This window comes from Ruminococcus flavefaciens ATCC 19208 (assembly GCF_000518765.1).
Lineage (GTDB): Bacteria > Bacillota > Clostridia > Oscillospirales > Ruminococcaceae > Ruminococcus > Ruminococcus flavefaciens.
The window spans coordinates 61819-82053 of the sequence record NZ_KI912492.1 but is presented as its reverse complement, the minus strand read 5'-3'; the positions used below and the strand labels follow the sequence as shown (position 1 = coordinate 82053).

At 41.3% G+C, this 20235-nt stretch carries 11 protein-coding genes; 3 read left to right on the top strand and 8 right to left on the bottom strand.

Annotated features, from left to right (window positions below; genetic code table 11):
- Positions 1 to 225 precede the first annotated feature (225 nt).
- From L870_RS0114330 to L870_RS0114320, 3 genes are all read right to left on the bottom strand, one after another.
- A complete protein-coding gene (locus tag L870_RS0114330; protein WP_037272546.1) occupies positions 226 to 1719 on the bottom strand; it encodes a recombinase family protein in 1494 nt (497 codons plus the stop codon).
- 63 nt (positions 1720 to 1782) lie between these two features.
- Positions 1783 to 1965: a hypothetical protein gene (locus tag L870_RS0114325; RefSeq protein ID WP_028518727.1), complete on the bottom strand. Its 183-nt coding sequence runs from the start codon at positions 1963 to 1965 to the stop codon at positions 1783 to 1785.
- Positions 1966 to 2173: 208 nt separating this feature from the next.
- A complete protein-coding gene (locus L870_RS0114320) occupies positions 2174 to 4288 on the bottom strand; it encodes a S41 family peptidase (protein WP_028518726.1) in 2115 nt (704 codons plus the stop codon).
- 437 nt (positions 4289 to 4725) lie between these two features.
- On the opposite strand from L870_RS0114320, the gene L870_RS18755 reads away from it, so the two are divergent.
- Both L870_RS18755 and L870_RS0114310 read left to right on the top strand, forming a co-directional pair.
- On the top strand, positions 4726 to 6975 hold the full coding sequence (locus tag L870_RS18755) for a putative bifunctional diguanylate cyclase/phosphodiesterase (RefSeq protein WP_051411591.1): 2250 nt from the start codon (positions 4726 to 4728) through the stop codon (positions 6973 to 6975).
- 40 nt (positions 6976 to 7015) lie between these two features.
- Positions 7016 to 8440 carry a GGDEF domain-containing protein gene (locus tag L870_RS0114310; protein WP_028518725.1) on the top strand — a complete coding sequence of 475 codons (1425 nt, stop codon included), beginning with the start codon at positions 7016 to 7018 and terminating at the stop codon, positions 8438 to 8440.
- A 43-nt stretch (positions 8441 to 8483) separates the two neighbouring features.
- Here L870_RS0114310 and L870_RS0114305 read toward each other — a convergent pair whose 3' ends face one another.
- From L870_RS0114305 to L870_RS19940, 5 genes are all read right to left on the bottom strand, one after another.
- Positions 8484 to 8999 carry a class D sortase gene (locus L870_RS0114305; RefSeq protein ID WP_028518724.1) on the bottom strand — a complete coding sequence of 172 codons (516 nt, stop codon included), beginning with the start codon at positions 8997 to 8999 and terminating at the stop codon, positions 8484 to 8486.
- Between the two features lie 137 nt (positions 9000 to 9136).
- The gene (locus L870_RS18750) at positions 9137 to 10561 is read right to left on the bottom strand and encodes a sensor domain-containing diguanylate cyclase (RefSeq protein ID WP_028518723.1); all 1425 of its coding nucleotides are present in this window, start codon (positions 10559 to 10561) and stop codon (positions 9137 to 9139) included.
- A gap of 164 nt (positions 10562 to 10725) precedes the next feature.
- Positions 10726 to 11760 carry a GGDEF domain-containing protein gene (locus L870_RS0114295; protein WP_028518722.1) on the bottom strand — a complete coding sequence of 345 codons (1035 nt, stop codon included), beginning with the start codon at positions 11758 to 11760 and terminating at the stop codon, positions 10726 to 10728.
- A 107-nt stretch (positions 11761 to 11867) separates the two neighbouring features.
- Positions 11868 to 12398, bottom strand: coding sequence for a hypothetical protein (locus tag L870_RS19945; RefSeq protein ID WP_028518721.1), 531 nt, complete (start codon positions 12396 to 12398; stop codon positions 11868 to 11870).
- Positions 12398 to 13159, bottom strand: coding sequence for an EAL domain-containing protein (locus L870_RS19940; RefSeq protein WP_242836520.1), 762 nt, complete (start codon positions 13157 to 13159; stop codon positions 12398 to 12400). The genes L870_RS19945 and L870_RS19940 overlap by 1 nt, the downstream gene beginning before the upstream one ends.
- Before the next feature lie 525 nt (positions 13160 to 13684).
- On the opposite strand from L870_RS19940, the gene L870_RS17905 reads away from it, so the two are divergent.
- Positions 13685 to 20235: leucine-rich repeat domain-containing protein (locus L870_RS17905; RefSeq protein ID WP_207637728.1), on the top strand; the 6551-nt coding region annotated here is incomplete at its 3' end.

Sequence of the window (20235 nt, the reverse complement as noted above, 5' to 3'; positions counted from 1 at the left end):
CGTATACACTTTATTTTCCTTTTTTTACGACAGCCGTTTCCGTCATGTTCTGTCGGATATTCCCGTAATATTTCCACAAAAAAGGCTTCCGAAAAAATCGGAAGCCATGTTTTTATCTTTTTCTGCCGCAGTTTTTATCAAAGGAAGGATTGCAGGCATAAAAGTTTCTTGAATCAAGGTTATCCTGTGCTATGCGGAGTGCTTCACCGAATCATTCAAGATGCCTCATATTCTCCATTGTATCGTTATTTTTTCGCTTGTCACATATATCACACGTATAAGCACATCGGCTACTCGGCGCTTGTCATCAAAGCTGAGTTCTTCCCACAGAGTCAGATGAGCGTCTGTTTCGTAAGCATTGATATCCTTCCTGCGGCCCAGCTCCTTGATCTTTTCCGTTATCTCCTTTTTGCGCAGGTCAAGTGCAGTAACACGCTCGTTTATGTAATGAAAAAGCACATTGTCAGACTCACTGACTCGCTCAAGCAGTCCGCTTATCTCCCGTTCTGTCTCAGCAAGCTCATTCTTAAGCCTTGCCTGCTCTGCATCAGGAACAGCCTGTTCAGAATTTGAAAGCTTTCCGAACATCGCAAGCTTTCCTCGTATTTCATCGTAAACCACCTGCTCCACTTCGTCAGTATAGAGAGTTCCCGCGCCTTTGCATATTCCCGAAGCTATTCTGTTTGAACACCTGAGGTAACGCCGTCTGCCTCTGTCGAACTCCTTTGCCGTGAGAGCATAGCCGCACTCTCCGCATTTTGCCTTTCCGCACAGCCATGAATTCTTCGCCTTCTGGAAAGGTATCACCTGCTTTCTGCCCATGCACTTTTCACGGCATTTGATCCATAACCCGGAGTCTACTATTCCATTGTGAGGCGCAATAACTATCTGATTACCTTCGATTCTGGAAATATTCTTTTTCTTGTCATCTCGGCTCTTATAGCAGTAGCAGCCGTTTTCGCCGATATAATCCGAGGGTGGGTTCACAAGTTCGGCACCGTGCTCCCTGAAGAAATCATATACATCAAGATCGGCTTTAACGTAAACGGGATTACACAGTATCTCCCTTATTCTCTGCCTTACCCAGTCTTTTCCGCGCTTTTTTATCCCAAGCTCATTCATTCTGTCTATGATATCTCCGTATGAGACATTCGGCTGAGAATACACCTCAAATATCATACGAACGACCTTTTCTTCATCGGGTATAGGTTCATACATCGAGGTATGTATACCATTTATGACAGTCGGTATCTTTCTGAATCCGTAAGGTATAGCTCCGCCCATGTAGAAGCTTTTCTGACTTCTCGAAAAATATGCGTCAGCCACTCTCTTCTGTATGGTCTCGCGTTCAAGCTGTGCGAATACGATACAGATATTCAACATTGCATTTCCCATCGGAGACGAGGTATCAAACTTTTCAGTCGCAGAAATGAACTGCACCCTGCGTTTCCCGAATATCTCTATCATGTTTGAAAAATCAAGTATGGAACGGCTTATACGGTCAAGCTTATAGACGATGACTGTGTTGATATATCCCTCTCTGATATCCTTCATCATCTCTGTGAACTGAGGACGGTTTGTATTCTTTCCGCTATACCCCCTGTCGATGTAAGTTCTGAAACATTCTCCCCTCGTCTCAAATTTGCATAATTCTATCTGCTGCTCGATGGAAATACTGTCCGCACGGTCAACAGACTGTCTTGCATAAATTGCTATCATAATATCGTTTCCTTAATAAGCTGCCTTCGGTATTAATTTCTTGCCATGCCGTAACAGTATAACTTACCCTTTCTTCTCAGGCTCAGAACAATATTTTGAAAAAACACTGTACAGTTCCGCTTCGGCGGCTTTTAACATACGATCGTCTTTCTTGTCCGGAGAGAGATTCTCGATCACAAGCTCTCCCTTTTCCGTGATAACTTTTTTCTTTGCAGAGCTGTAGCCTGCCCTGCTGAATTCATACATTTATATCACCTCCATTACATTTTATTTATCCACTGCTTGTCTGAATACTATAATACAGCAAACTGACTTGTGATCATGGAATGCATACAAAAAAGGAACTGTTATGAAAACAGTTCCTTTAAATCATTATCAAAGCTAATTGTAAATACGTCCGTCAACGGGCAAGCACTGTTTTTTTCATCAGTACACATTGCCCCTGAGTGTTTTATCAGAATATTCCGTTATCTTCCTTATTTCTGTTCCTGCGTGATATGAAGATCATAGCTCCGCCTGCAATTATCATTAAAACTGCACAAGCAGCTGTAGCTGCTTTACCTATAGAATTATTTCCTGTATCAGGAAGAGTTCCGTCTGCATTTGGAGTTGTGCTGCTTGATGTTGAAGCAGAAGATGACGAAGTTGATGAAGCTGTTGCAGTTTCAGTAGTTGTTGTCGATGATGCAGATGTGGTTGTAGTAGTTGTGGTTGCAGAAGTAGTTGTGGTTGTAGTTGTTACTGAAGGAGCTTCTTCAGTTTTCTTGCCGTAAAACTCAGTGAAAAGAGCACTTAGCTTGCTGAAATTATAAACCTCTGAATAATCCTTTATACCGTCATCGTCTGTCTTTACAATATCATAATCGGGCTGAATGCCGTTATCAATGGACGTACCGCCTTTATCAACGAATTTGATACCTGTTGAAAGTGCGTATACCAGTCCGTCGGGAGTAACGAAACGGTTTGTTGAACAGGTTCCGCCTCCGCTTTTTTCGCCTACCAGCATTATTCCTGCATCTCTTGCAAGTGCGGGCATAAGGTTACCGCATGAGAATGAGTAATTTGAAGTGATGATACCGAAATCAAGGTCAAGCTTCATAGCCTTATCCTTTTCGTCATATGCCTTGTCAAGGTTCTTGTCTACTAAATACTGAATTGTAGCTGACTCATCACCTCTGCCTGAAATAACAGTGATTTTATCAAGATCACTTATGATTCCCATCATATATTCCACTATACTAACATAACCGCCGCCGTTTGCTCCGAGATCAATAACAAAGTTCTTTATTGCAGGATCGGCATTTGCTTTAGTGACGCAATTATAGAATTCAGTGATAAGATCCTGTGGCATTTCTCCGTTTTTATAATAATATGAGAGCCAGTTATCTGATTCCTCTTTGAACTCTAAAAATGAGAAAACAGCTGTATCACCTTTTACGGCATATTCCGAATATTTCAAAGCTTCATATGTATCAGCGGTTTCAAACATTTTATTTCTCGCATCAAGTGCAGCATTACCACTGGTCAGTGAATTTGAGAATATTGATGCATAATCAATACCGTCTTCAGGGAATCCCACAGCCCTGATATTGTCAATAACCTTATTGCCGAAATCTGTTTTTTCGTCTATCATGGTAGCGTAAAAATAGGTATGTCCGCCGTCCCAGAAATAATTGTTAAGGAGTTCGTAGCCTGCACAGTATTCGTGTGCATCTTCCGAAAGAAGCATTTGCTTTATCTTTTTTGTATTATCACTTGCAGTTGAGAGCATTGTATCAAAATTGGTCTCAGCAAGAAGATCATTGTATATAAATCTTCCGGGGAAACCATAGGTTCTATCAAAATTGAAACAAAGCTCGTTGTAGTTATACTCTACCAGATCCTTCGGACGTCCGTTTTCGTATTTCGCGGTAAAGTTATCTTTATGCGCGGAAGAATTACCAATAGTCTCTCTTGAATAATCACCGATAATGTAATTAAAGAAATAGAGCGTATCGTCAATTAAAGCACCCTGATTAAGATTACAATCATAATAATCACATAACGTTGCTACAGGCCACCATATATCATTCTCATCTCCGCGAAGATCTATATTATAAGCTGAAAAATCCGTAGTATCGCTTGTCTTTTCTTCTGTATCCTCTGTATCCTCAGCTTCTTTGATATATGTATAGACATTTGAAGAACCGCTTTCAATTAAATACTGAGGATAACAGAAGCCTGCCAAATCATCTGTTGAAACAGTATCCTTATTTACGTCTATTGTTCCTGTCACGCCAATAGGCACTTTTACCTCATATGTACCGTCGTTTTTGTTTGTTATTTCCAGATTCTGGCTTATCCAGCAGCTGTAAAAATCAGAGAGCTTTATGTATGGGACATTCGGCATATCGTTATAATAACGGCACTCGATGTCCTTTAATTTCTCCTCTGAATAAAGATGTGCTGTGATCTTTCCTGTTCTGTACTCAGCGGCATCTGCTGCAAAAGCGTTCATGGCTGTAAATGCGCCTGAGCTTATCAGCACCGAAAGAGCACCTATTCCTGCGATAGTTTTTTTGATGTTCATGGTTATTTTCTCCTCAATAAAATATTAAAGTCAGGCATAAAAATAAAGCATTTTCTTTTATTTGTAAAAAAATGCTATTACGTTTATATGCCGTAACCCCAAAGTATTATAACACATTTTATATTGTGAGTCAATAGTTTAACATATTAATGACGTAAAAAATACAAAGATTTTGTTGTTCTGAACATCAGGCATCTTGTACATACAGCTAAAAATCATTAAAAACTTTTCTTCCTTAAAATAAAAACAGCCATTTATCTTACTGAATACAGTCTGCAAAATATAAAAAAACGATTTCTTATATTATTTATATTTTGTCTATTGCTATTTTTGATACATAGATATATAATAGAATTGTATAATAATCTACTATAACATTATACCAGCTAAAGCTGTTTTCTGTTAAAACAGTTCACTCATAACAGAAAGGAGTCAATATGGATATACAGAAATTTGCTGATACCTTTTTTTCTCCAACTTGTATCGTAGCGGTACAAAAAACAGCTGAGTGCGGCTATGGGGATATCCGTCTTGCTGCCGGGAATAAAAAATACATTGAAATTATCGATATGAGACTTAGCAGCGATGAATTCTATGTTTCAGCCGATGCAGGCTCTTCATTTGTCCCGGATTCGTTGTATACTAAATATTTACCGAAAAACCGCAGCTTTGAAGATGTGTGCTTCAAGGCTGCCGTACAGAAAACACCCGTTCATACATACGGTCATATAGATAAAGGTGAAATATGGTTTGATATCTACGCAATACCAATAGACTACGAAAACGGTGATGTCTGTTATTGTGCCTATACAGTCATTCCAAGCCAAAACGCCGATAATATCTTTGATACAGTCAACACGGCAAAAACGTCGAACGATGTTCTCAAAACCTGCATAAAGCTGCATAAAGCCAACAATTTAAAAGATGCAATGGAAAACGTTATCTCCGAGATACGTGAGATATGCAAAGCCGAATGCTGTACCGTACTTCTGCTGAATGACGCTGAGGAGAGCTATTCCATTCTCGCAACGGATTTCAAGGAAAACAGTAAGATCAAACGTGTTACGGAATTCGACGGCTTCTATAAGATCGCAAGTTCATGGATAAATATGATCGGAACTGAAAACGACTGCGTTATTATTCAGGATAATGCCGATAGGGAGTACTACAGCCATATAAATAACCCGTGGTATCTGACGCTTGTGGAAGCAGGCGTTGAAAGCGTCGTACTCTTCCCTCTTCGTCAGGGACATGAAGTTCTCGGCTTCATATGGGCGACCAATTTCGATACAAGTGAAACTATACGCATAAAAGAAACACTTGAGCTGACCACATTTTTTATTTCTTCGCATATTGCAAGATATAAAGTAATAAAGCGTCTCGAGCATATGAGCTATACAGATACACTGACGGGACTGCCTAACCGTTTTGCCTGCACAGATCGTATTTCCGACCTGATAATCCGCAAAAAGAAGTTCACGGCTGTTTCTATCGACCTCAATCATTTCAAGACCATCAATGATTCACTGGGACTTGAAGCAGGAAACAAGGTGCTTATGGAGGTATCCGATCGCTGGAAAGCTCTGTCTGATGATGATAGCACACCGGTACATACCTATATCACACGCATAAACGGTGATGAATTCATGCTTATTATATGGGATTACGATTCGGAGACCGAATTGAGGAGCACGATCGAAAAGTTCGCTGACGCTCTCAGCGAGCCGCTTACAGTAGAAGGCTGTGATCTTTACATAACAGCCAGCCTCGGATATGCTGAATATCCAACAGATGCAGACACAGCAGATTCAATTATTTCCCACGCCGATGCTGCTATGCATGCAATAAAGAAGGCTCACAACAGCGATCATATCATTCGGTTCGCTCCCGAGCTTCTCAAAGATGCGCATATGCTTGAAATTGAAAACAAGATAAGATCTGCTCTTGAGAATGACACCATATACTTCAATTTGCAGCCGCAGTATAATATAGATCACAAGCTCCGCGGCTTTGAAGCACTTGCACGTATGAAGGATACGGACGGAAACTTCATTTCTCCCGGAGAATTCATACCGATCGCAGAAAAAGTCGGTCTTATTGATAAGGTCGACAACATGGTATTCAGAAAAGCCGCTGATTTTTTCAGCAGACTTGTTAAAAAGTCGGGACTTGACCTGATCCTGAGCCTCAATGCTTCTGTAAGGCATATCATGAAAAACGGCTTCATCGAAGAAATACGCGAGCTTATAGAAAACAGCGGTGTATCCGCAGAGCAGCTGGAGATCGAGATCACCGAATCCATACTTATTGATTCTGCCGATAAAGCTTTACAATGTATAAACCAGCTGAGGGAAATGGGAGTAAAATTTGCAATTGATGATTTCGGAACAGGCTACTCATCGCTGAGCTATCTTAACAAGATACCCGCAAATCTTCTGAAAATTGATAAATCATTCATTGACAGGATCAATTCAAATGAATCATCAAAACAATATGTTGCAGCAATGATCTCAATGGGACATATAATGGGACTTGACGTTATCTCGGAGGGTGTCGAGGAGAAAGAACAGATAGATACACTTAGGAATATCGGCTGCGACTTTATACAGGGCTTTATATGGGGACGTCCTTTGTCGGCTGAAGATGCCGAAAAGCTTGTCGTCAATATAACAGAAAGTGAAATATAAGCCGCCCTTAATCCGACTTCAATGATTTGGAGGTAAAGAAATGGATCTACAACAACTCGTTAACAGTTTTGAACCTATGACCTGCATAATGTCAGTTCAGGTATTTGATGACGGAAGCTATGGCAACATACGCATAGTCTGCGGAAACAAGCCGTACATTGATTCTATTGAAAATCCTGATAATATAGCCTTTGGCGGAATGCTGAAAAATACATTTATCCCTGATTCGCCGTATGAAAGATATATCCCGAAGGATCTCAATTTTGAAGACGTCTGCTACCGCTGTGCCGTACTCAAAAAGCCTGCCCATGCATATATCCACCCCGAAAGATATGATTTCTGGGTAGATATGTATCTTATGCCCATCGCTGCTGACAGCGGCAATACTTACTATATGACATATTCTCAGGAGCTTACACCTTGTGCTCAGAGTGACCGTATGTCAAATGTCGCTCCCTCCGTTGCTGCTGACGTACTTGAAACCTGCATAAAGCTGCGCGGCACAAAGGACTTCAAGCACACAATGGACGAAGTAATCTGTGATATCAGAAATCTTTGCGAAGCGGACAAGGTATGTCTGATACTGACAGATAAACAAAAACGCAGCTTTTCTGTACTGAGTGAAGCTGCTTCGACTCCCGAGAGGAATTATTCCGTTGAAAAATACCTGCGCGATACATATGAAGATTTCTATGACATCATAGAAACATGGGACGATACCATTGCAGGCAGCACCTGCCTTATCGCAAAAGACGAAAGAGATATGAGCGTTCTGAAGGAACGCAATCCCGTGTGGTATCAGTCTCTCAAGGAAGTAGGCGTCAATACTATCGTACTGTATCCGCTGAAAAACGTTGATGAGACCATCGGATACATATGGGCACTCAATTTCGATACGGAAAAAACCACGCAGATACGCGCTACTCTCGAAGGCTCATCATTTTTCATCGCATCGGAGATAGTCAACCGTCAGCTTATGGAAAAGCTGAAAAGAATAAGCTCGTCCGATATACTTACAGGTGTCAAGAACCGTAATGCCATGAACCAGAAAATTGATGATATTATTGAAGGCAAAGAGCAGATCCCCGAAAAAACTGCTGTTATATTCGTTGACCTCAACGGTCTGAAGCAGATCAATGATAACGGAGGTCATGCTACGGGTGACAAGCTTCTTAAACAAGCTGCCGATATACTGAAAAACACATTTGAAGGCAGTGATATATACCGTGCAGGCGGTGACGAATTCATGGTACTGGCAATGGATATTTCCCCAAAAGCCCTTGAAGAAAAGCTCGAAAAGCTCAAATTATACCAATCGGGTTCCGAGGCTGTAAGTTTTTCTCTCGGATACTGCTATTCAGAAGGGAAAATCGACATACGTCAGGCTATGAGCGTTGCCGATAAGCGTATGTATAAGGATAAGCAGCTCTTTTACGAAAGATTTCCGGAACGCAGAAGAAAATAAAAAAACAGGGAGCACCGTCACAGCGGCTGTGCTCCCTGTTATTCTATTCCTGAAATTTGCCTACAACTACCTGTCTTTGTTTCCCGTCATCAGTACAGGAAATGACAGTGATCCTGTTATCTCCGAAATCTCTGAGTACGCTGGTATCATCGGGCTCAACAATTCTGTAATCACTTACGGTATACCGATATTTTGTGTGTTTCTCATCGTTATCGACAAGGTACATATCATCACCGACACGTATCTGATCGAGATCATTGAATATCTCAGCATATATCGTACTGTTATGTCCGCAGATACAGTAATTGCCTTTTCCGAGACTGCCTGTTCCTTCAAAATGTCCTGCTGATACTTGAAGAGCTTTTTGACTTGTCCCCTCAAGCACGGGAACTTTTATATCGAGCCTCGGGATCTCGAAATTGATATTTTCTTTAAGCAGCCTGCGGAGATATATCTCTCTGCTTATTTTTCGGTATCCAAAGAACGACAGCACTCCAACGCCCAATACTATCATAATGATACCGGCAATGAACATCTTATTCTTTTTCTTTTTTTCCATATTACTACCTCTCCCGGTTTGTATATATTATATCACTTTTGCTCCGAAAGCGCAATATGTAATTTTTTTGCATGATCAATGCCTCCTATGGTCTCTGCTGTACCATAGGAGGCATTTTTTGTCCATGTCAGATATCTTCATCTGGCAATACCGTATTTTTCTTTGAATCGCTTTTTATCATCGTACATGGCTTTATCCGCACGTTTGAATATCAATTCAAACGAAAAGTCATCAGATGCGTTCTCAGCCATGCCGACAGCCGCAGAAAATCTTAACCACGGCTCCTGAGCTGTGTCGGAATAGCTTTCGCTGTATGCATTGCGCAGAGCCTCTGTTTTCTGCACTCTGTCCTCATAATCCTGTCCCCGCAATATTACCACGAATTCATCACCGCCGATACGAAATACAGGGGAATGCTTGAAGGTATCGCAGATAAGGTGACAGCAGCCCCTTATGTAGGCATCTCCTGCTTTATGACCGTGACTGTCATTGATAATTTTCAGGCCGTTCATATCCACCATGACTACGGCGATCTGTAAGTTCCCGTCTATCAGCTGCGAATTGAGCTCACTCACTTTTTTAATGTAAGAGACCTTGCTTCCGACTCCTGTCAGCGGATCCTTATATGCCTCCATACTGATCTGGCCGATTTTTTCTTCCTGTTTCTTGAGCTTCTGTTCACCTTCGGTAACGTCCTGTATACGGATATACGAACCGTCGCATCTGCCCTTGCTGTCCATAACCTGACTCTCTTCCAGAATATAGAAGCGTGAATCCGAACCTTCCATCACCTTGCGCTTTACTGTATGATCGTCCAGATGCAGGTCATCGCCGAACATTTCCATTAGTTTTGCAGTGACAGCATCATAGTTCTCACTGTTGAGCCCGACCAGCCTGCACCCCTGCTCGTTTGCCCAGACGCAGCTGCCGTTGGGATCGAATACATAGAACGAATCCGACAGTCCCGAAACTATGTTTGAGAGCACTTTATCAAGAAGCCTGAGAGGCTTGTATTTTGTAGAGAAGTAGAATATCGTGATACCGAACACGCCAAAACCTATCATTGAACGGTCAATGGCATATTGGAAGAATATATTGTAGGACAGCAGCATACTTACAGCGATCATGATTATGAGGATAACCGTATAGCGTTCCCTGCTTATCTTCGGCGTTTTTATTGATGCAAGTATAAAGAGCAGCAAAACACAGAAAAAAGCAAAATAATCTATGATACGATGCAAGGTCTGTCCCCAGTGAGGTATCATCTTGTAATATGGCGCATTCTCGACCATTACCTTTTTCACTTCAAAGGCGTGATGCGTAACAGTATCAAGGAGCATCTGCACAGCATCTATCCCGATAAGTATGTATATTACCGTCGGTTTTCGTGTTCCGTCCCCTGTTCCCTGACAGTAGCTGTTTGTAAAATTAACAAGGGCGAACATTACAAGATCCATTCCGAGGTAATATAAATAACAGCCGATAAGAGCGGTAAACTTCAGGCTCGTTCCAACGATCAGCATATTTCCAAGCACGGGAGGTATCAGCGAAAATTCCAGCAAAGCCACTGATCTGCGTGTTTTTTCCGTTTGAACGCAAAGCTGTCATTCCGCACGCTGTCAGTGCAAAAATAAGCAATAAGTATATTATTGAATACGTTATTCTCATAGACTTATCACTTCCTTATATGATCACTCTTTGTCCAAAGCCGTTCCTTGAATCCCTGCTATATAACGACCTGATTTTTACCGTTATTTTTTCCGTAATAAAGTTTTTCATCTGCCTTTTTCACAATGGAGTCAAAGTCCGATTGCTTTCCCGCAGCAAGTCCAACTGTAACGGTCACAGAATTATTGTCAGGAAGAACCACCCTTTCAGGGATAAGCTTACACAGATGCTTTGCAAGCTCATAGACAGACTCGATATCCAGTTCTCTGTAGTAAAGTATAAATTCTTCACCGCCCCATCTGACAGGATAAAAGCCGTCTTTGCTTACTTCCTCCTTAATGCACGATGAAAGCTGTATCAGCACCTCATCTCCTTTGTCATGGCCAAAGCGGTCGTTTATCTTTTTAAAGTTGTCAATATCAAGAAGTATGATACTTATCTGTGCTTCATTTTCCTTGATTATGGTATCATACAGAAATCTTCTGTTATAAAGCCCTGTCAGCGGATCGTGGGTAGAGCTGTAGTCAAGTTCCTTTTTTATGGTTTCAAGCTCAAGTGTATAAAAAAACGCAGTGTATAGTATCGTAAAAAGGGTTATTACCAGATTTACAAAATTAAAAGCGTTTGAATAGGGCAAAAGATCTTTATAGAGCTTTTGAAAGAAACTGTCCGGTATCAGTATCTGAGTATGGTGTATCATCAAAGCAGAGATCACGCCTATGATCTGGAATATGAATCTCTTGCTGCCGTATGAAGGGCTGAGATAAAATATTACGGGCACCATACCGATGACAAAATATATAAAACCAAAGGTATTTCGCGTGAAAAGCTCGCACACAGTTGAGAATGCTATTATCTCAAAATAGGCAGAAACTGTTGCTTTTTCGGATTTTTCCCTGTCCTTCGAGAAAAACAGAAAAAGAATATAGAAAACAGAGCTTACCGCATTTACAACAGACAGCGGAATTGCTCCCATGATCAAAAACACTGAAAAATAGGCAACATGGACCATAAGGCACATAATAAGAAATATAGTATTTCTGTTTTGACCCATTTTATTGAACAATTCCGAAATATCAAGTTTTTTCTTCAATTACGCTCCCCCCGTTTCGGCTGCGAACGATTCTGTTACTATTGCAGGCAATATGTATAGCGCAGCAAAATACATATGATGTCAGTCTTTAAGCATTAATAATTAATTCAGATGTTCATGCCGAGGTACTTCTTTATTATTGACATTATCTCATCTACATGAGTATCTGTCACATTTCTTATCTCAGCCTCGATCGCATCAACAGTTTCCTGCTCATCAGGGAGGTTTTCGCAGAGAGTGATAGCAAGAACATCATCTGAATAGTTGCTCTTTACGAAGTAATCAACTGTTTCTACTCGTCTGTATACTCCGTCGTCGCCAAGCTGACGGGTCACAAGACGCAGGGTCTGAGTGCCCGAATTATAGTCCTCGATAAGCTTACGGCGCTCAAACGTCGTAGAAAATATCTCCCTGTCATCAGGGTGCATGGTACTTGCTCCGTGAACGATGAGCTCATCGAATACGCCTGCGGACGGGCATGAGGTAGTTGTAAAATTCTCATAAGCCATCATATAGAAAGAATTTCTTGTAAGATTTGTAAATATTACAAGGGGATATTTGCGAAATATGGCGTTGATAAGGAGACTCATGGTACCTGCCGCACTTTGCGACTGAAGGATATCGGTGGCTTCCTCCACTACCTTATGTTCAAAACAAAGCTTGAGATACTCCTCCTCGGCATAGGACGCGCATACAGATATCCCTGTATCCTGTTGCAGTCACAGCTTCTCAGAAAACCGAGCTGTTCCTTTGTCTCAATGCCCTCTGCCACGGTTTTTATATTAAGTCTGTGAGCAAATATGAAAATACTCTCCAGAACGATGCGTTCCTTCTCATCTTCACAGTTATGGCTGAGAAGAGATCTGTCTATTTTAAGCACATCAGCAGGAATATCCTTAACAAACTGAAGTGAGGAAAGCCCGCTTCCGAAATCGTCGATAGCAACTCTGAAGCCTGCGCTCCTTATGGATACGATCCAGTCTAAAAGGCTCTCTTCGTTGCCGATCATGGCTGATTCGGTTATCTCCACTTCGAGAAGCGGATGCGGAAGCTCATACTTATCCACAAGGGCACTGAGTTTATCCGCAAAATTCTCCTCCTGAATATGTCTGCGCGAGAAATTGACAGATATAGGAAACTGAGGCATCATGTTCTGTTTTACAAGTGTTTTGCAGACAAGCTCTGTGACGTACCAGTCTATCTCCATGATGAGATCAGATTCCTCCGCAACGAGAATAAAGAAAAACGGCGAAATAACAGTGCCGTCCGGCTTTATCCAGCGCACAAGCGCCTCCGCACTTTTCATCTGACCCTTTATAGTATCGTACTGAGGCTGATAATATGCTGTCAGCTCATTGTTATACAGAGCGCTTCTTATCTCTTCAGCCGTATATTTCATTAGAATTCCACCCTTCATTATGTCCGTTTCATATCCCTTATGGTGTATATTTTTCATTAAAATCTCCCATAGATATTGTAACATATTTCGCATATTATTTCAATGTATTTTCTGAAAACTTTTAGTAAAAGTGTCACGATTATTCGTTATTTTACCTTTTTGAAATGAAAAAAATTTTATCAGAAAGCGAGCGCAGACATTGCTATCAGACATATTTACCTAAAAATCGGATTTTATCCACTCACGTACTGTATTCCCCGATCTGCTTGTGAGTCATTTTTAAACTCATTATTTTACATGATATATGATTATACATATATCATAAACAGAAATAATATTTTCGAATATTGTTTCCGCCCATTTTTGCCTGTTTTATCATATTTAACGATTATCACAACATTAGCAATTTATGATAATACAAGCCATAAAATCGCTAAATAAACATTGACTTTTTGTATATTTGGGAATATAATATATAAATGGTATATACTACCAAGAGATGATTTTGAGGAGGAATGTTGAAAAATGCTTAGAAACCGACTAATTGCAGGTGTGCTGAGTGCAGTTATGTGTACCTCGGCTGTCCTGCCGAATCAGGCATTGAATAATGCCGGTCACGAAGCAAATGCAGCTACAGAAAAAGATCGCCCAATCTCAAGCGATTACGACATCAAATCTACCAACTCGCTCGGAAACTTTTTCAAACACGCGGCTGCGAAAGAAGACGTACAAAATCCGCTTGCTGAAAATGCCTGCAACTCTCAGTTCCAGATCACAGCTCTGGAATTTGACAATGAGACAGGAAAAGTAAGTACAGCATCTACCCAGCAGACGGAAGCAAAGATCGTTGTCTCATTTATAAATGACGAGACTTCGGAAAATATTTTCAGCGTTGAGACAGCTGTTTCGGCAGGCGAGCTTATCAACAGCGAGCTTAAGGCTGATACTTCAAAGCTTCCGCAGTATTACCTTGTAAAGGCTCAGCTTTTCGATCCGCTGAACCGCCCCGTTGGCAAACCATATACCCTTAACAGATACACAAAGGAATATCAAGAAATACTTGCCAAGGACATACATGACTTCGATCAGGAACAGGTAGTCAATCTCGACGAAGATGATACAACAAACTTCCTCGTCCTCAATGAAGATACGGTAATGGCAGAAAGCTCAGAGGATCAGAATACTCTTGTCTCTGCCGACTTTGACAACAACGTTTTCGTATTTGACAATGCTGACGAAAGCATCACTTCTCTCGAAAAGGGTGAATACCTTTACATACAGCCTGATGAAGATAATATCATAGCTGTAAGCGTTGAAAAGATCGAAAAGGACGGCGATACCGTAACAGTATCGGGCAATGATGATATCGAGGATATGTTTGATTTCATCAAGATAGAAAGTGACGGCAATATGGGCAAGGCTCAGATCGACACTTCTGCCGCTGATGAAGGTGTATCCTTCCCGAATGTAGATGAAAACGGTGACGTTATCGTAGACGACGACGGCACATTCGATTTTGAGTATGTTGCACCTCAGCATGATCTCAAATTTGATTACTCCGCAAGCAAGACCTTCAGTCTTGATTCGCTGTTTGACCCTACGACCGAGGATACCACACCCAACGACCCATATGAGGATTTTAATGTTAAAAATGCGGATAAGGTCTCAGGTTCGGTAACGATATCCGTTAACTTTAATTTCTTCAAAAAGTTCGGAACAACCAAGATCGAGCTTACAGTAAAGGTAACGCCTGCATTTACAGTTACCAAAGGTTTTTCGGGCAGCGGTTATTCTGAACCAACATCGTCAAAGGTACAGTCCCTCGGAGCTACAATTGCTAAGATCGTAATACCTACTTCTATCCCCGGAACTATTATAGATATTTCTCCGCGTGTATTTGTGGAATTCTCGGGCAAGATCACATTTACCGTAAAATGGGACAATGTCAGAGGATTTAAATATGAAGACGGAGAAGTCGAACCAATAGAACAGCTCTTAGACGACAAGAACTTCGATATCAGTCTGAAAATTTCCGGTGAGATCTATGCAGGACTTGAGTTGAAGTTATACATGGAGGTTGTAAATGAAAATATCGCAGCCGTCGGCTTTGATATAAAAGCAGGCATAAGAATAAAAGCAGAAGCTGACCTTTTCAAGCTGCTTGAACAGTATGAAAAGAACATGAACGAACCGCCCGATAATGTTATTATAAACAACGGCGAAACAAAACCTTATTATCACGCCTGCAAATTCTGCATACAAGCTAAAACCGACTTTGTCGTAAAGGTAAATCTTGATATCTGTGCTCTCAGAAAGAAAAAAAGCTGGAATCTTTTTGACTTTTCGATAAATCTCCCTTTCTTTAATGCATATTTTTCGTCGGAGAAAGGCTTTGGCTGGGGCGACTGTTACTATAACAGATTCAGAACAACATTCAATGTTATAAGCAGTTCGGACGGCGGCTATATTCCGGGAGCAGTAGTCAAGCTCGATGATAAGGAGCAGACTATCGGCGACAGCGGCAATGCTGTATTCTATTGCCTGCCCGGTACGTATAGCTACTCTGTAACATATAACGGAAGCAGCCTCGAAAGCGGAAATTTAAAAATAGATAATCGTCATACTGAAAAGACAGTCAAAGCAAAGCCAACAGTTGATAAAGACGGCAATCCCGACGGAGGTTATAATCAGGGCAGTTCATATACCGAAACAGGTGAAGCTGTTACACAGCCTACAACAACAAAGCCGCCGTTTGTAGCTCAGACACTTCCCGCTCCTTCCTTTACAAAGGATGAAATGATCGCCGAGACAGGTGAACTTGGTGAACATATTTCATATATGCTCTATCCTGACGGTTACCTCTATGCCTGCGGATACGGCGATATGTATGATTTCAGTTCATCACCTTTCAGAGATCCTTCCATCATCAAGTATGTAGTTATTGAAAACACAGGTGATAAGGAAAACGGAGGCATAATCACAAGCATAGGCAACAATGTGTTTGTTAACTGCAGCAATATGGAGTCAATAAATCTGCCGCAGACCATCAAGCGCATCGGTAAAAACGCTTTCAGAAAGTGTTCTTCGTTTTCTACCGTATCATATGACATATATGATTATGAAAAGGAAAAAGTTGTAGAAGTAAGATATCCCGAAGGAAAGCTCGTAATGCCTGAGGATATTACATTTGTGGATGAATATGCTTTTGCGAATTGCACTTCGCTCAAAGATATCGTTATTCCAAAGACAATTACAGAAATACCTAACTACACCTTCTCAGGCTGTACCGGCATAACGTCTATCGAAGTTCCTGACAGTGTAAATAAGATATGTGATTATGTATTCAGCGATTGTACTTCACTCAAAACAGCTGTTATCAAAAACTGCAAGGATGGCATAGGAAACCACATCTTCAGCGGCTGTGCAGCTATCGAAGATATCACTATCCCTTACATGGGACACTCTCTCGCTGAAGTTAATGCTGACGAAAGCACCCAGCAGTTCTCTGACTTTTTCCTCAACGGCAATACAAAAGAGTATAACGCTATTACAAACTATGGCGGCTGGACAAGATATATCCCCAAGTCGCTTACATCTGTCACTGTAACAGGCGGAACAAGGATCCCGAATTACGCTTTCTACAATATAAACAGCGCTAAGACTATAACTGTTCCGAAAACAATCACTACATTCGGAAACTATTCATTTGCAAATTGTAATTCTCTCGAAAGCACTGATATACACGAGGGTATTACAAGTATCGGAAATTACGCATTCAGCAATTGCAGCAGTGCTGCTTTCAAGACTGTTACATTCCCGAAAACACTCACGTCTATCGGAAATAATGCATTCTCAGGCTGTAAGAATCTTACAGGTATTAATGTTCCCAAAACTGTAAAGTCTCTCGGAAGCTATGCTTTCAGCGATTGTACTTCAATCAAATCAGCTGTTATTGCAGGCGGAGAAAACAGCATAGGCGATCATGTATTCAGCGGCTGTAAATCCCTTGCCGAGCTTACAATTCCTTTCATAGGCTCAAGCGCAGCAGGCGCAAATGATCCGAAGGTAACAAGTCAGGTATCAACTTACTTCCTTAACGGCAATACAACGGATTACTATGCTATTACAAACTACGGCGGCTGGACAAGATATATCCCTAATGCACTCAAGAAGATCACTGTCACAGGCGGCTCAAGAGTATCCGATTATGCATTCTACCGTCTCTCAGGTGTGGAAACTATCACTATCCCCGATGCAACAACTGCTATCGGTAAATACGCATTTGAAGACTGCAAAAAAGCTGCTTTCGGCAATGTTAATTTCACAAAATCTCTTATTTCCATAGGAGAATATGCTTACTCAAACTGTTTTGGACTTACAGGCATAAATATACCTGAAAATGTAAAGACTATCGGCAGCTACGCTTTCAGCAACTGCTCAGCACTTGAAAAAGCTGTTATCAATGGCGGTGCAGACGGTATAGGAATACACATTTTCACTCAGTGTAAATCACTTGCCGAGCTTACACTTCCTTTTGCAGGATTCGATGCGAAATCGGCTGACGATCCTGAGGTAACAAGTCAGTTAACAACTTACTTCCTTAACGGCAGCACTGATGACTATTACGCTATAACAAACTACGGCGGCTGGACAAGATACATTCCTAAGGCGCTTAAAAAGATAACTATTCTGGGCGGCAAAAGAATATCCGACTATGCATTTTACCGCTTTACGGGTGTGGAATCCATAGTTATCCCCGAGAGCATCACTGAGATCGGCAACTACGCATTTGCCGACTGTTCATCTAACATAAACAGCTATATCCCCGAAGGAGTTACAAGCATAGGCAATCACGCTTTCAGTAATTGCAGCAGTACAGATTTCAATGACGTAGAATTCCATGATGCTCTTGCCTCTATAGGTGATTATGCGTTCTCAGGCTGTAAAGGACTTACAAGCATAACCGTTCCGGATACGTTGACTTCCATCGGCTCTTTCGCATTCAGTGACTGCTCTTCACTTGAAAAAGCAGTTATCGAAGGCGGTTCAGACGGTATAGGCAATCACGTATTCAGCGGCTGCAAATCCCTTGCCGAAATGACAATTCCTTTTGTCGGCTCTGACCCCGAGTCAGCTGATGATCCCACGGTAACAAGTCAGGTATCCACTTACTTCCTTAACGGCGATACAACGGATTACTATGCTATCACCAACTATGGCGGCTGGACAAGATATATCCCCAAAGCACTCAAGAAGATCACCGTCACAGGAGGTACAAGGCTCTCAAATTATGCATTCTATCGTTTGCATGACGTAGAAACTATCAGTATTCCCGACAGTATGACCGAAATAGGCAAATACGCTTTCGCACAATGTTACAATGCCGCTTTCGGTGATCTGAAGTTCTCTGAAAAACTGACCTCTATAGAAGAATATGCTTTCCTTGAATGTTACGGTCTTACAGGTATTACTATCCCTGAGAATGTAAAGACTATCGGCAATTATGTATTCACAAGCTGTTCAGCACTTAAAACGGCTGTTATCAAAGGCGGTGCTGACGGTATAGGAATACATATCTTTGACCAGTGTAAATCGCTGGCTGAGCTTACACTTCCTTTTGCAGGATTTGATGCAAAATCAATTGATGATCCCGATTCAACATGCCAGATATCCACTTACTTCCTTAACGGCAGCACTGATAACTATTACGCTATAACAAACTACGGAGGCTGGACAAGATATATCCCTAAGTCACTCAAAAAGATAACAATTCTCGGCGGCAAGAGGATACCCAATTATGCATTCTACCGTTTTGGCGGCGTAACAGATATTACTATCCCGGATAATATCACTTCCATCGGCAACTATGCATTTGCAGACTGCACTTCTCTCACCGAGGCACCAATGCCGAGTACGCTTACATCTATAGGAAACTATGCGTTCAGCAATTGCAGCAGCACTTTGCTTAAACCTATCACCTTCCCTGATACTCTTACCTCTATAGGTGACTATGCATTCTCAAACTGCAACGGACTGAAAAGCATCACTGTTCCCGAAACAGTTCTGAAGCTCGGAAGCTTTGCTTTCAACAGCTGTGATAACCTTGTAAAAGCCGATATTTACGGTGGAGTCAACGGAATAGGGAATCATGTATTCAGTGAATGCGTTTCAATTGAAAGCATTACTCTTCCATTTGCAGGTTTCTCACTTGCAGATGTCAACAAAGACAACAGCAAACAAGAAATCATTGATTACTTCCTCAACGGCAATACAGATAAGTATTATGCGATAACCAACACCGGCGGCTGGACAAGATACATACCTAATTCTTTAAAAACTGTAACTATACTTGGCGGATCACGTATTCCCGATTATACATTCTACCGTATGAGCAAATTAACAAACATCACTGTTCCAAACGATATAACTTCTATCGGAAAACACGCATTTGACAACTGCATCTCTGCTGATTTTAAAGATGTTGTTATCTCAGACACAGTAAAATCCATCGGCGAATATGCTTTTTCAAACTGTGACGGTCTTACAGGCATCGTGATTCCCGAATCAGTTACGTCCATAGGAAACTATGTATTTGATAACTGCGATTCGCTCAAAAAAGTTGATATATTCGGTGACGAAGTCAAAATAGGCTCATATATATTCAATAATTGTAAATCGCTCGAGTCTATAACTCTCCCGTTTGCAGGTTCAACACTTGACGCTGTCAACGCAGAGGACAGCTCTCAGCAGATATCAGAATTCTTCCTTAACGGCAGTTCCACAGACCATTATGCAATAACCAATTTAGGCGGCTGGACAAGATATATCCCCAAGTCACTTAAAACAATCGTTATCAATGGTGGAAAGAAGATCCCTAAGTATACATTCTACAGAATGCTCGGCGTTGAAGATGTATATCTTCCAAAGGGAGTCACAAATATTGCCGACAACTCCTTCGACGGATGCAGCGGTATACAGAATGTATTCTACCCAAGCACAAGAGCAGACTGGGAGAAAAATGTTACTGTCGGAGCTAATAACGAAGAGATCGACGGCAAGGTAAGATTCCTCGGTGA

Bases quoted from the DNA above. Each gene is read 5' to 3' on its own strand.
- L870_RS19940 (WP_242836520.1), bottom strand. From the start codon at position 13,159: ATGAAATATACGGCTGAAGAGATAAGAAGCGCTCTGTATAACAATGAG.
- L870_RS0114330 (WP_037272546.1), bottom strand. From the start codon at position 1,719: ATGATAGCAATTTATGCAAGACAGTCTGTTGACCGTGCGGACAGTATT.
- L870_RS0114305 (WP_028518724.1), bottom strand. From the start codon at position 8,999: ATGGAAAAAAAGAAAAAGAATAAGATGTTCATTGCCGGTATCATTATG.
- L870_RS0114325 (WP_028518727.1), bottom strand. From the start codon at position 1,965: ATGTATGAATTCAGCAGGGCAGGCTACAGCTCTGCAAAGAAAAAAGTT.
- L870_RS18755 (WP_051411591.1), top strand. From the start codon at position 4,726: ATGGATATACAGAAATTTGCTGATACCTTTTTTTCTCCAACTTGTATC.
- L870_RS0114310 (WP_028518725.1), top strand. From the start codon at position 7,016: ATGGATCTACAACAACTCGTTAACAGTTTTGAACCTATGACCTGCATA.
- L870_RS0114320 (WP_028518726.1), bottom strand. From the start codon at position 4,288: ATGAACATCAAAAAAACTATCGCAGGAATAGGTGCTCTTTCGGTGCTG.